The sequence below is a fragment of the Rhodococcus sp. NPDC003382 genome (assembly GCF_053589135.1).
In genome coordinates this window covers 74,157-87,169 of sequence record NZ_JBSFRH010000014.1, presented here as the reverse complement: position 1 = coordinate 87,169, position 13,013 = coordinate 74,157, and the positions used below count along the sequence as shown (strand labels likewise).

Here is a 13,013-nt window from a genome sequence, read left to right as displayed (position 1 = left end):
TCTCTCCGTCCGAAGAACCGATGACATCCGGCATCGGGGTGTATACGAAAATCAGGGGTGTAAACGAAAACAGTAGGGGCGGACCGGGTATGCGACCCTGGTCCGCCCCTACTGGGAGTATGTCGCGAGGGACACCCTCGCAGCGTCCGAATCGGACGGCAGATCAGGCGTCTGCCGCGACCGGAACGATGTTGACGGTCTTGCGACCGCGCTTGGTGCCGAACTCGACCGAGCCGGCAGCAAGGGCGAACAGCGTGTCGTCGCCGCCGCGTCCCACGTTCACGCCGGGGTGGAAGTGGGTGCCGCGCTGACGCACGAGGATCTCGCCGGCGTTGACGGCCTGGCCGCCGAAACGCTTGACGCCGAGTCGCTGCGCGTTCGAATCGCGACCGTTACGGGAGCTGGATGCACCCTTCTTGTGTGCCATGACGAACCCTCCTGGGGTTGAAGCTGGAAGTCTCGAGTTACTTGATGCCGGTGACCTTGACGACCGTCAGCTTCTGACGGTGGCCCTGGCGCTTGTGGTAACCGGTCTTGTTCTTGAACTTGTGGATGCGGATCTTCGGGCCCTTGGTGTGCTCGACGATCTCACCGGTGACCGAGACCTTGGCCAGCTTGTCGGCGTCGGTGGTCAGCTCGGACCCGTCGACGACGAGGACCGGAGCAAGCGAGACAGCCGTGCCGGGCTCACCCTCGATCTTCTCGACCTTGACGAGGTCGCCCTCAGCGACCTTGTACTGCTTACCGCCGGTCTTGACGATCGCGTACGTTGCCATCGGACGGCTACCCCTTGCTAGTTCGAACGTGCTCGCGCCACGGTGTGCAGCGCGACTGGTCTGTGTGGTTGCTGACTCGGAGCCCGCAAGCTTGCCCGATTTCTCGGATTTCCCGGAATCCAGGCGCAGCACGGCTCTATCGCGAGTAGCGACTGTGCAAGATTACGGGAAGGTGACTGCCAGGGTCAAACCGGCGACACCCGACTGTGTCGAACGACGCCCGGGCCGTGTCGGACAACGCCCGGCGCCCCGGCAGCCGCCGTCACCGACCCGCACACAACGGGCCGGTGACGGTTTCCTACGCCTCGGATTCCTACGCTTCGGCGTCGACCGGCGGGCCCGCGGGCCGGCCGGCGGCGCGCCGGCGGCGAGGCCGGCGTTCCACGGCCACGGCCGCCGGTTCGCCGTCTCCGGCGGCGACGGCCGGAGCCGGTGCCGCCACGGGCTCCTCGACGACCGTGGGCGTCGGGATGACGAACACGGTGCCGGCGCCTTCGCTGTCGCCGGCCGGTGCAGCGGCGGCACGGGAGACCCGGCGGGCCCGGCGACGACGCGGCGCCACCGGCTCCTGTGCTTCCGCTGCCTGTGTTTCAGCCGCCTGGGCTTCCGGCTCGGGCGCAGGCGCCACGGCCTCGGCGACCTCGGCCTCCTCGGCTGTCTCCTCGGCCGGCGCGGCGGCGGTCGCCACGTCGGCGGCGGCCGCGACCGGCTCGGCGACAGCCTCGGTGGTCGTCACGGCCTCGGTCGGTGCGACCTCGGCTGCGACCGGTTCCGGAGCGTGCTCGGCCGCTTCGGCAACCTGCTCGCCGTTGGTTTCGGTCGCGTGGTGGGCGGCCATCGCCAGCGCGACGGGGTGGGCCCGGCGCGCCGCTGCCTCTTCCGGGGTCACATGGTGGTGTGCCGCGGGTTCCACAGGCTGCTGCGGTTCCTGGCTCGCCGCGCGATCACGGCCGCGCTTGCGGCGCGATCCGCCCTCGCTCTTCGAGCGCCCGGAATCCTCGGCCGGCTTCGACTCGATCGGGTCGGAGTGGACGATGATGCCGCGACCGTGGCAGTGCTCACAGGTGGTCGAGAACGCCTCGACCAGACCGGTGCCGAGCCGCTTGCGCGTCATCTGGACCAGGCCCAGCGACGTCACCTCGGAGACCTGGTGACGGGTGCGGTCGCGTCCGAGCGCTTCGGTGAGGCGACGCAACACCAGGTCACGGTTCGATTCGAGCACCATGTCGATGAAGTCGACGACGATCATGCCGCCGATGTCGCGCAGCCGCATCTGCCGCACGATCTCCTCGGCCGCTTCGAGGTTGTTGCGGGTGACCGTTTCCTCGAGATTGCCGCCGGCACCGGTGAACTTGCCGGTGTTGACGTCGACGACCGTCATGGCTTCGGTGCGGTCGATGACGAGCGTGCCACCGGACGGCAGCCACACCTTGCGGTCGAGCGCCTTGGCGAGCTGTTCGTCGATGCGGTGGGCGGCGAAGACGTCGACGCTTCCCGGGTTGTCGTACTGCTCCACGCGCGGCAGCAGGTCCGACGCCACGGTGCGGATGTAGTTCTCGACGGTGCGCCAGGACTTGTCGCCCTCGATGACCAGCTTGGAGAAGTCCTCGTTGAACAGATCGCGGACGACCTTGACGAGCAGGTCCGGCTCCTCGTACAGCGTCTTGGGCTGGCCGGACGCCTCGGACTTGGCCTTCTCGGCCTGCTCCTGGATGGCGGCCCACTGCGTCTGCAACCGGGTCACGTCCCGCGCGAGTTCCTCCTCGCTGACGCCCTCGGCGGCGGTGCGGATGATGACGCCGGCGTCGGCCGGGACGATCTCCCGCAGGATCTCCTTGAGACGCTTGCGTTCGGTGTCGGGCAGCTTGCGGCTGATACCGGTCGACGATCCGCCCGGCACGTACACCAGGAAGCGGCCCGCGAGGCTGATCTGCGTGGTCAGACGAGCACCCTTGTGCCCGACCGGGTCCTTGCTGACCTGCACGACGACCTGATCGCCGGGCTTGAGCGCCTGCTCGATCTTGCGGGAGTTGCCACCGAGGCCGGCGGCCTCCCAGTTGACCTCACCCGCGTACAGCACGCCGTTGCGGCCGCGGCCGATGTCGATGAACGCGGCCTCCATCGAGGGCAGCACGTTCTGCACGCGGCCCAGGTAGACGTTGCCCACCATGGATGCCGAGTTGGCGCTGGTCACGAAGTGCTCGACGAGGATGCCGTCCTCGAGCACCGCGACCTGGGTCATGCCGGCGTGCGCACCGTCGGTCCGCTCCCGCACGACCATGACGCGGTCGACGGATTCGCGGCGGGCGAGGAACTCGGACTCGGTGAGGATCGGCGGGCGGCGGCGGCCGGCCTCGCGGCCGTCGCGGCGACGCTGCCGCTTCGCTTCCAGGCGGGTCGACCCGGTGATGCCCTGGACCTCGTCCTTGACCGCACGGGACTTGCTGCGCGGTTCGCGCTCGTGGATGACGGTGGGGACGGAGTCGTCCTCGACGGTGGTGTCCGCGGCCTCGCTGCCCTTGCGGCGGCGACGGCGGCGGCGACGACGGGACGTGCCCTCGCCCTGCTCTTCCTCCGAGACGCCCTCTTCGGATTCGGCGGCTTCCTCCGCGGCCTCGGCGGCCGGGGTCTCGGTGACCTCGGCACCTGTCTCCGCTTCGGTCCCGCCGCGGGTTTCCCCGGTCTCGGAGACCTCGGCGGCCTCCGTCTCCTCGGCGGCCTTGGATTCCTCGGTGGTCTCTCCGCCCTCGGCGCTGTCACCGCGGCCACGACCGCGGCCACGACGCCCACGCCGGCGACGACGGGGATGTTCCTCTTCGGCCTCGGCGGTGGTCTCGGCGGGCTCTTCCTCGACAGCGGTCTCTGCGCTCTCCTCCGCCTCGACGACCGGCTCGGCCGGGGTCTCGGCACCGCGACGGGTGCGACGGCGGCGCGGGGTGCTCTCGACCGGAGCCGTCAGGTCCGGCTGCAGGAACAGCGGTGCTTCCACGATCGGCTCGACGGTCGGCGCGGGCTGCGGAACCTCGAACAGCGGGGTGTCCTGCACGGGAGCGGTGAACAGGGAACCGGGACCGGCGAGGTGCGTTTCGGTCTCGGGTTCCGGCGCGGTCTCGGGTTCCGGCGCGGCCTCGGGTTCCGGCGCGGCCTCGGCCTCGACTGCCGGCGCAGCCTCCGCCTGGGGTTCCGGCGCAGCCTCGGGCTCGGCTACCGGGGCAGCCTCGGCCTCCGCAGCGGGAGCGGTCTCGTCCGTCGCCGGGGCGGGCGCGACCAGCGCGTCGCGTATCTGCTCCGCGGCGTCACGGTGGAGCGTCGAGTGCGCACTGCGCAGCTCGTGGCCGAACTCCGCGGCCTTGGCGATGACCTCTTTGCTGGTCAGTCCGAGCAGCTTGGCGAGGGCGTGCACGCGAATCTTCGCGGGCAGCTCCGCTGCGGCTTCGGTGGAATTGTCGTTCGGCGGCACTTGATCTGCCACGTAGGTCTCCTAAGACCCCCGGGCGCGTCCATCACCGTCGGCGATGTGACGCGGCCACGCGGGGGCGCAGTCTGTGTGCTCGCGCCCTCTGGCGCGAGGTCTCCGGTCTCGCATCGCGCGGTCGTCCGGTGCCCGTTTTCACTGCACGGCCGAGCGGTGCCTGGCTTGATCGCGAATCGAGCGCCGGAACATCCAGCATGCCGCCGAGCGAGGTGTCTCCTGCGTTTCTCGGCCACAGCGATGTCGGGCATCGTTCCGTGATGTCGTCGGTCGCTCCGCACTCGTTCGTATGGAGCAACCTTCCCCAGTATCCCACACAGGAATGCCCGGATACGCCAACGGCGCCCCGAAGGGCGCCGTCGACTGTTGTCCGCTTCGGCGAACGACTAGGCGTTCGCGAGCTCCGGGAACCAGAGTGCGATCTCACGCTCGGCCGATTCGACCGAATCGGAGCCGTGCACGAGGTTCTCCCCGGCGTCGAGGCCCAGGTCACCGCGGATCGAACCGGGAACGGCCTTCTCGACCGGGTCGGTGCCGCCGGCGAGCTGCCGGAACGCCGCGATCGCGCGGGGGCCTTCGAGCACCGCCGCAACCAGCGGGCCACCGGTGATGAACTCGATCAGACCCGGGTAGAAGGGCTTGCCCTCGTGTTCGGCGTAGTGGGCCGCGGCGACCTCCTCGGTCGCGGTACGCAGCTCGAGCGCCACGATGTTGAGGCCCTTGCGCTCGATGCGCGAGAGGATTTCTCCGACATGACGGCGTGCGACGCCGTCGGGCTTGATCAGTACCAGAGTCCGTTCAGTCACGCCGAACAGCGTAGAGGTTCACTCGCGCTGGCCTGGGAGCAGACCCCGCGCCTCCCGCTCCTTGATGTCTTTGCGCAGGTAGAGCAGGTACGCCCAGACCACCGAGAACAGCACGCCCACGGCGCCGAGCGCCGGGTCGACGAAGAAGCCGAGGAGGGTCAGCACCTGCAGGCCCAGGTTGAACGGGATCGCCCACGAGCGGCCCTGCACCCCTGCGCCGAGGAACATCAGAACCGCCAGCACGATGATGTAGGTGCCGGAGAACGCGTCCAGACCCCCGCCGACGGCGGCGACGACCGGCAGCACGAGCAGCACGACGATCGCCTCGAGCACCAGTGTCCCGGCCATGACGCCGCGGAAACCCTTCCACGGGTCCTTCGCCGGAGGCCGGATCTCAGGATCCTTCCCGGCCGGGTTTTCGTTGCTCACGCGGGGTCCTTTCCGAACAGACTGCGGGCGGCACCGGCAGTGACGACGGAGCCGGTCACCACGACGCCCGCTCCCGATACTGCCTCACCGGGCTCGGCGACCTCCTCGGCGATCGCGATCGCCGTTTCGATCGCGTCGGGCAGTGTCGCAGCCGTCACCACCCGCTCGTCACCGAACAGGGCGACGGCGAGGTCGGCCAGGTCGTCGACGTCCATGGCACGCGGCGAACCGTTGTGGGTGACCACGATCTCGTCGAACACAGGCTCGAGGGCCTCGAGCAGACCGCGGACGTCCTTGTCGGCCATCACCGAGACCACGCCGACCAGCTTGCGGAAGTCGAACTCGGCGGCCAGCGCGGCCGCGAGCGCCTTCGCGCCGTGCGGGTTGTGGGCGGCGTCGAGGAACACCGTCGGCGCACTGCGGACGCGCTCGAGCCGGCCGGGGTTCACCACCGAGGCGAACGCCTCGCGCACCGCGTCGGCGTCGAGCTGCCGGTCCGGTCCGGCCCCGAAGAACGCCTCGACCGCGGCGAGCGCCAGCGACGCGTTGAACGCCTGGTGCTCGCCGTGCAGCGGCAGGAAGATGTCGCTGTACACGCCGCCGAGACCCTGCAGCTCGAGCTGCTGGCCGCCGACGGCGATCTGCCGCTGCAGCACGGCGAACTCCGAACCCTGCCGCGCGACGGCGGCGTCGGCCTCGACCGCCTGACGCAGCAGCACCTCCATCACCTCGGGTTCCTGCTGCGCGATGATCGCGACCGTTTCCCGCGACACCAGGTCGTCGGGGCGGGCCCGCTTGATGATCCCGGCCTTCTCCCCCGCGATCTCCGTGAGGGTCTCGCCGAGGTAACCGGTGTGGTCGATGCCGACCGGCGTGATCACCGCGACCTGGCTCTCGACGACGTTGGTGGCGTCCCACCGGCCGCCCAGGCCGACCTCGACGACCGCGACGTCCACGGGAGCGTCGGCGAACGCGGCGAACGCCATCGCGGTGGTGACCTCGAACTTGCTCATCCGGGGACCGCCCGCGGCCTCGGACTGCTGGTCGATCATCCGCACGTACGGCTCGATGTCGCGGTAGGTGTCGACGTAGGTGCGCGGCGAGACGGGCACCCCGTCGATACTGATCCGCTCGGTCGCGAGCTGCAGGTGCGGGCTGGTCGTGCGGCCGGTACGCCGGTGCAGGCGGGTCAGCAGGGCGTCGATCATCCGGGTCACCGACGTCTTGCCGTTGGTGCCGGCGACGTGGATGACCGGATAGTTGTGCTGCGGGGATCCGAGCAGGTCCATGAGCGCCGCGATCCGGGTCAGCGACGGCTCGATCTTCGTCTCGGGCCAGCGCTGGTCGAGTTCGGCCTCGACCAGCGCCAGTTCCGCGAGATCCACCGGGGACGGTTCCCCGGGTCGTTCGGTGCTCACGCCTGACCCAGCTCCGCCAGTCGCGCGGTGAAACGGGCGATCTCCTCTTCGGCGATCTGCTTGCGCGCGGTGATCTTTTCGACGACCTGCGCCGGGGCCTTCGCCAGGAACGCCTCGTTGCCGAGTTTCGCGGACGTGCCGGCCAGTTCCTTCTCGGCGACCGCGAGATCCTTGCGCAGGCGCGCGATCTCGGCGGCGACGTCGATGGTGCCGGAGGTGTCCAGCTCGACCGTCACGGTCGCGCGGGACAGGCGCACCTCGACGGACGCGGTCGCGGCGAAACCGTCCTCGGGCTCGGTGAGGCGCGCCAGCGAGCGCACCGCCGGGACCTGCGAGGCGAGGTCGGCGGCGTCGATCTCGTTCAGGCGCGCAGCGACCTTCTGCGACGGCTTGAGTCCCTGGTCGCTGCGGAAGCGGCGCACCTCGGTGACGAGCTTCTGCATGTCCTCGATCCGGCGGGCCGCGTCGGCGTCGGTGGCCACCCCGGTCGCGGTCGGCCAGGACGCGATGACCAGCGACTCACCCCCGGTGAGCACCTTCCACAGGGTTTCGGTGACGAACGGGATCACCGGGTGCAGCAGGCGCAGCAGCGAATCCAGCACGGCGCCGAGCACGGCCCGGGTGTGCGCGGCACGGTCGCCGACGACGGCGGTGCCGTCAATCGAGGAACTGTCGGCGAGCTGCACCTTGGCGAGCTCGAGGTACCAGTCGCAGACCTCGTCCCACGCGAAGTGGTACAGCGCCTCGCAGGCCTTGGAGAACTCGAACTTCTCGAAGGCCTCGTCGACCTCGACGCGGACCTGCTCGAGCCGGTCGAGGATCCAGCGGTCGGCGTCGGTGAGCTCGCCGCGGGCGGGCAGCTCGGTCACGACGGCACCGTTCATCAGCGCGAACTTGGTGGCGTTGAACAGCTTGTTGGCGAAGTTGCGCGAGGACTGGGCGTGGTCTTCACCGACGGCGAGGTCGCTGCCCGGGTTCGCGCCGCGCGCGAGCGTGAAGCGCAGCGCGTCGGCGCCGAAGCGCTCGACCCAGTCGAGCGGGTCGATGCCGTTGCCGCGCGACTTCGACATCTTCTTGCCGAACTGGTCGCGGACGAGGCCGTGCAGGAACAGGTCCTTGAACGGAACCTTGCCGCCGCCCAGCGCGTCGTCACCGGCGACGTAGGTGCCGAACATCATCATCCGGGCGACCCAGAAGAACAGGATGTCGTATCCGGTGACGAGAACGCTTGTGGGGTAGAACTTTTCGAGTTCAGGGGTCTTCTCGGGCCAGCCCATCGTGGAGAACGGCCACAGACCCGAGGAGAACCAGGTGTCGAGGACGTCGGGGTCCTGCTCCCAGCCTTCGGGGGCGGTCTCGTCCGGTCCGAAGCACTCGATCTGACCCTCGGGGCCGTACCAGATCGGGATGCGGTGACCCCACCACAGCTGGCGGGAGATGCACCAGTCGTGCATGTGGTCGACCCACGCGAACCACCGCGGTTCCTGGCTGGCGGGATGAATCACCATGTCGCCGTTACGAACTGCATCGCCGGCAGCCTTGGCGAGCGCCTCGACCTTGACCCACCACTGCATCGACAGGCGCGGCTCGATGGTCTCGCCGGAACGCTCGGAGTGGCCGACGCTGTGCAGATAGGGGCGCTTCTCGGCGACGACACGACCCTGCTCGGCGAGGGCTTCGCGAATCTTCACGCGGGCTTCGAAACGGTCCATGCCGTCGAAACGCGTTCCGCTGTCGGCGATCTTGCCGGCCTTGTCCATGATGGTGGGCATCGGCAGGTTGTGCCGCAGACCCATCTCGAAGTCGTTGGGGTCGTGCGCCGGGGTGATCTTCACGGCACCGGTGCCGAACGTCGGGTCGACGTAATCGTCGGCGATGACCGGGATCTGCCGTTCGGTGATCGGGTGGTAGATGGTGGTACCGACGAGGTGCTTGTACCGCTCGTCGTCGGGATGCACCGCGACGGCAGTGTCGCCGAGCATCGTCTCGACACGGGTGGTCGCGACCACCACGTGCGGTTCGTCGTCGTTCAGGGAGCCGTAGCGCAGGGAGACGAGCTCACCCTCGACCTCCTCGAACTTGACCTCGATGTCGGAGATGGCGGTCTGCAGCACCGGCGACCAGTTCACCAGGCGCTCGGCGCGGTAGATGAGGCCGTCGTCGTACATGCGCTTGAAGATGGTCTGCACAGCGCGGGACAGGCCCTCGTCCATGGTGAAGCGGTCGCGGGACCAGTCGACGCCGTCGCCGATGCGGCGCATCTGGCCCTGGATGGTGCCGCCGGACTCGCGCTTCCAGTCCCACACCTTCTCGACGAACTGCTCGCGGCCGAAGTCTTCCTTCGTCTTCCCGTCCGCGGCGAGCTGCTTCTCGACGACGGTCTGGGTGGCGATGCCGGCGTGGTCCATGCCGGGCAGCCACAACGTCTCGAAGCCCTGCATGCGCTTGCGGCGTGTGAGCGCGTCCATCAGGGTGTGGTCGAGGGCGTGGCCCATATGCAGGCTGCCGGTGACGTTCGGCGGCGGCAGCACGATGGAGTAGCCGGGCTTCTCGCTCGTCGGGTCGGCCTGGAAGTACCCGGCATCTACCCAGCCCTGGTACAGCTCGGCCTCGACAGCGCTGGGGTCCCAGCTCTTGGGGAGGGCGTCGGCGGGATTCTGCGGGTTCTCTGGCGCACTGGTCACCAGGCAATCCTAAGCGCCGCGCACAAATCGCCTGGACATGCCCCGTCGCCCGGACGGCCCGCGCCCGGTCGCGATCACTGCGCCCAGGGCGGGGTGAGTTGCGTGCCGTCGTTCAGGGTCGCGGTCAGCCCCGGGGTGGTCGTGACCCAGACGGTGGTTTCCCGTGGTCCGCCGTCGACGATCATCTCGGCACCGGCGCGCACCAGTGCGACGTTCCCCTGTTCGACGCGGTTGCGGGAGCCGTCGATGGTGACGTGCAGCGTTCCGTCGAGGACGAGGAGCACCTCGTCGCGGCTCGGGCGGTGGGCGACGCCGCGCGTTCCCGCCGGCACCGTCAGCTTCCACGCGCACAGCTGTGTGCTGTTCCGGGACGCCACGTAGGACGCGAACGTGCTGCCGTGCGCGTCGAACCGGACGGCGTCCGCAGCTCCGAGGACCGACATCTTCTCCCCCTCATATAGTCAAGTTACTTGTCTATATGGTCAAGCTTCTTGACCTTTCTGTCAAGATGAGTCCATGACCGACTTCCCGGATCTCCCGGTACTCGTCCTGCGGGCCGCGAGCCACCTGGTCGACGCCATCCAGGAGGGCGTCGCCGCACGCGGGTTCACCGACGTCCGGCCGTCGCACGGATTCGCCTTCGCCCGGATCAGCTCCGGCGACGCCACCGCGTCCGACCTCGCCGAGCACCTCGGCGTCACGAAGCAGGCCGCCGGACAGCTCGTCGACCAGCTCGTCGACCGCGGCTACGTCACGCGGGAAGCGGACCCCACCGATGCGCGAGCACGGCTGCTGCGTCTGACCGACCGAGGGTGGGCCTGCACGCGTGCGGCGGACGACGCGGCGCGCGAGGCGGTCGAGCAGTGGCGGGACCGGCTCGATCCCGCGACCTACGCGGCGCTCGGCACCGCACTGCGGACCGTGGTCACGCCGGGACGACTGCGTCCCGCGTGGTGACCGCGCCGCGTGTGAATCCGCCCCCGATCGGGTACTCCGTGAGCCCGCAACCGGTCGACACGAACGGGAGACCACGATGATGCGAGCACTGATGCTGGCGGCGGGCGCGGCCGCAGCCGGATACGTCCTCGGCTCGAAGTCGGGCAGAGGCACCTACGACAAGCTGGTGGGTCAGTCCGCGGACCTGTGGCACAAACCCGCGGTCCAGGACAAGGTGCACGAGGCGTCCAAGGTCGTCAAGGACACCGTCCCCCAGGTGTCGAAGGTCGTGAAGGACACCGTGCCCCACGTCCAGGAGACGCTCGGCTCACTGGCGAAGAAGGCCGGCCACAAGCACTGATCGCTCGACCCCGCCGAGCCGGTCGATCTCAGCCCAGCAGTTCCGGCAGGTCGATCGGCCGGCCCAGCACGTGCTCGGACAGGAACGCCTCGACCGTCCGGTACCAGATCGCGGTGTGCTGCGGGCTGAGCACCCAGTGGTTCTCGCTCGGGAAGTAGAGGAAGCGATGCACGGTCGTGCCGTCGTCGTCGGCGGGCAGGCCGGATTCGGACAGCAGTTCGTACCACAGACGCAGGGCCTCCCCGATGGGAACGCGATAGTCCTTGTCGCCGTGGATCACCAGCATCGGGGTGACGATGCTGTCGACGTACAGGTGCGGTGAGTTCTCCACCGCCATCTCGGGGGTCATCTCGCGCTGCCAGTACCAGGCGGCGTCGGTCGTGGGCGCGAACTGGTCGAGCGCCCACAGACTCGCGTGGGTGACGATCGCGCGGAACCGGTCGGTGTGCCCGGCGATCCAGTTCGCCATGTAGCCGCCGAACGATCCGCCCATCGCGCCGGTGCGTTCGGAGTCGATCTCGGGCAACGCCTCGGCGGCGTCGGTGATCGTCATGAGATCGGTGAACGGTTCCTTGCCCCAGCGACCCCAGCCGCGCTGCACGAAGGCGCGACCGTATCCGGTGGACAGTGCCGGGTCGGGCAGCAGCACCGCGTAGCCGCGGGCGACGAGCAGCCACGGGTTCCACCGCCACGACCAGGTGTTCCACGAGTTCAGCGGGCCGCCGTGCACCCACAGCAGCAGCGGCGCCGGCGTAGCGGCCGCCGCCCCGGCGGGCAGCGCCAGCCAGGCGCGCACCGGCGTGCCGTCGGCGGCGGTGGCGTGCACCTCGGTGAGCCGTCCGGGAAGCTCCGGCAACTCGCTCGGCGCCCGCAACGGCACGACGGTGCCGCGGTCGTCGCCGGTCAGGGCGATCCGCACGGGATGCGGGGGTGCCTCGTAGGACGCGCGCAGCGCATACGCGAACCGGCCGTCCGGCGCGACCTTCACGTCGGTGTAGGCGGCGTCGTCGGTGGTGAGCCGGACGGGCACGTCGGTGCCGAGCGTGAACGCGAAAATCGGTGCGCGGCCGTGGTCGTCGGCGGTGAGCAGCAGACCCGAGCCGTCCGGCAGCCACGCCGACGATGTGGGCCAGCGGTCCCAGCCGACGGTCGTGTCCACCGTCTCCTTGGTGGCAATGTCGCACACCCGCAACGTGATCCGCGGCGGATCCTCGGGAGTGGTGACGGTCTGGTGCAGGTACGCCAGGTGGGTGCCGTCCGGGGAGATCCGGGGCGCGGTGGACTCGGCGTCCTCGTCGTCGACGATCGAGGTGCGCAGGCCGGTTTCGAGATCGACGCGCACGAGCGTGCTGCGGCGCGATGCGAGCGGGCCGGGTACCGACCATGTGGTGACGGCGAAGCTGCCGTCGGCGGCGATGTCGAGGTCGGCGTTGCGCAGCGAGCCACGGATGCCGGGCGTCAGGTCGGCGAGGGTCTTCTCGGTGCCGACCGAGAGCAGGTGCGGGCGGTCCGGGCCGAGGTCGGCGTCCCAGTAGCGGACGGGATAGCCGGTGTGCAGGACGGCGGAGACCTTGGCGTCCTTGCGGGCCGAACGGATGCGCTCGTCGTCACTGTCGGAGTGGCCCAGCACGTTCGCGGTCACGACGATGCGATCGGCGCGGGTTGCCGTGCGCACCGCGGAGATTCCGCCCGCGCGCTGCGCGATCTGCTCCGCTTCTCCCCCGCCGGCGGGCAGCCGCCACAGCGACGCCGGATCGTCGTCGCCACCGCGCGCGGCGGTGAACAGCAGGTCGCTCGACGCGGTGAAGACCGGGTTCGATTCGCCCTTCGCACCGTGGGTGAGCCTGCGCGCCGGGTTCTGCCCCTGAGGATCGAGTTCCCACAGCGCGCCGACATAGGCGGTGGACTTCTCGTCGAGTGTGGACTGTGCGATCACCACGCGCGTGCCGTCCGGAGACAACGCGAGAGTTGTGACGCGGGGAAGGGCAAGGTAGTCGTCGAGGTCGTCGAACGCCGTCATGGCGCACACAGTAGTGCCGCGACCGTGCAGTTCCGGGACTCTGCGGGGCGGGTGTGCGGAAAGTGGCGTGGCGGCCGGTTGTAATCTGGTTGCCGATCATCCCCACCTCGA

General features: G+C 69.5%; 11 protein-coding genes. 2 read left to right on the top strand and 9 right to left on the bottom strand.

Annotated features, from left to right (window positions below):
* Positions 1–163: 163 nt before the first annotated feature.
* From rpmA to ACWDUD_RS12230, 8 genes are all read right to left on the bottom strand, one after another.
* On the bottom strand, positions 164–427 hold the full coding sequence (gene rpmA, locus ACWDUD_RS12265; RefSeq protein WP_197250142.1) for a 50S ribosomal protein L27: 264 nt from the start codon (positions 425–427) through the stop codon (positions 164–166).
* Positions 428–464: 37 nt separating this feature from the next.
* Positions 465–776, bottom strand: a complete 312-nt coding sequence (rplU, locus tag ACWDUD_RS12260; protein WP_197250141.1) for a 50S ribosomal protein L21 — start codon at positions 774–776, stop codon at positions 465–467.
* A gap of 313 nt (positions 777–1,089) precedes the next feature.
* Positions 1,090–4,248, bottom strand: coding sequence for a translation initiation factor IF-2 N-terminal domain-containing protein (locus tag ACWDUD_RS12255; RefSeq protein WP_450109495.1), 3,159 nt, complete (start codon positions 4,246–4,248; stop codon positions 1,090–1,092).
* Between the two features lie 386 nt (positions 4,249–4,634).
* The gene (gene ndk / locus ACWDUD_RS12250) at positions 4,635–5,054 is read right to left on the bottom strand and encodes a nucleoside-diphosphate kinase (RefSeq protein ID WP_420753510.1); all 420 of its coding nucleotides are present in this window, start codon (positions 5,052–5,054) and stop codon (positions 4,635–4,637) included.
* A gap of 18 nt (positions 5,055–5,072) precedes the next feature.
* Positions 5,073–5,483: a DUF4233 domain-containing protein gene (locus ACWDUD_RS12245; RefSeq protein WP_450109494.1), complete on the bottom strand. Its 411-nt coding sequence runs from the start codon at positions 5,481–5,483 to the stop codon at positions 5,073–5,075.
* Positions 5,480–6,901, bottom strand: a complete 1,422-nt coding sequence (gene folC, locus ACWDUD_RS12240) for a bifunctional tetrahydrofolate synthase/dihydrofolate synthase (RefSeq protein WP_450109493.1) — start codon at positions 6,899–6,901, stop codon at positions 5,480–5,482. The genes ACWDUD_RS12245 and folC overlap by 4 nt, the downstream gene beginning before the upstream one ends.
* Positions 6,898–9,588: a valine--tRNA ligase gene (locus tag ACWDUD_RS12235; protein WP_450109516.1), complete on the bottom strand. Its 2,691-nt coding sequence runs from the start codon at positions 9,586–9,588 to the stop codon at positions 6,898–6,900. The genes folC and ACWDUD_RS12235 overlap by 4 nt, the downstream gene beginning before the upstream one ends.
* A 71-nt stretch (positions 9,589–9,659) precedes the next feature.
* Entirely contained in the window at positions 9,660–10,028 is a 369-nt protein-coding gene (locus ACWDUD_RS12230) for a cupin domain-containing protein (RefSeq protein WP_248673546.1), read from the bottom strand.
* A 73-nt stretch (positions 10,029–10,101) separates the two neighbouring features.
* Between ACWDUD_RS12230 and ACWDUD_RS12225 the strand changes: the two genes are divergently transcribed.
* Both ACWDUD_RS12225 and ACWDUD_RS12220 read left to right on the top strand, forming a co-directional pair.
* Positions 10,102–10,542, top strand: a complete 441-nt coding sequence (locus tag ACWDUD_RS12225) for a MarR family winged helix-turn-helix transcriptional regulator (protein ID WP_450109492.1) — start codon at positions 10,102–10,104, stop codon at positions 10,540–10,542.
* 76 nt (positions 10,543–10,618) lie between these two features.
* A complete protein-coding gene (locus ACWDUD_RS12220) occupies positions 10,619–10,882 on the top strand; it encodes a hypothetical protein (RefSeq protein ID WP_450109491.1) in 264 nt (87 codons plus the stop codon).
* Positions 10,883–10,910: 28 nt separating this feature from the next.
* Here the strand turns inward: ACWDUD_RS12220 and ACWDUD_RS12215 are convergent, their stop codons facing one another.
* Positions 10,911–12,902 (bottom strand): S9 family peptidase, encoded by a 1,992-nt coding sequence (locus ACWDUD_RS12215; RefSeq protein WP_450109490.1) that lies wholly within the window; start codon positions 12,900–12,902, stop codon positions 10,911–10,913.
* Positions 12,903–13,013: the final 111 nt, after the last annotated feature.